Here is a 410-nt window from a genome sequence, read left to right as displayed (position 1 = left end):
TGTCGATATTACTAAGCGGGCTTGCCACTTGTTTTGCATACTCCGGCAGCATTTTCAAAATCATGTCCATTACGGCCGCTTGCCCGAACTGTTCAAAAGCTTCAGCGATTTTCTGCTTGGCTTCAATTTTATACTTATCGGCATCCGCTTCTGTAATCTGTTTCATCTTGTTGGCTGAGGCTGCCTGCTCTACCGCATAACGGTCGGCATCGGCCTTTTTCTTCACTTCTGAATCATATTGCTTTTCACGGCGAAGGATTTCCTTTTCCTCCAGCTCAATTTGCTTCTGACGTTCAATGATCCTGATTTGCATTTCCTGTTCTGTTACATCCTGTTTAGATCTGGCCGTTTCAAGATCGTAAGCTTGGTCAGCCCGTGCTTTGGCAATATCCTGCTCACGCCGGAATTCG

1 pseudogene is annotated in these 410 nt (G+C 46.1%); it reads right to left on the bottom strand.

The window, feature by feature from the left end:
* Window positions 1-410: pseudogene (locus ACSR9O_RS27295) on the bottom strand (flotillin family protein); the annotation flags it as partial.

It is taken from the genome of Peribacillus sp. B65, assembly GCF_058513295.1.
Note: the sequence above shows the minus strand (reverse complement) of the source record. Positions and strands in the feature narration are given on the sequence as shown.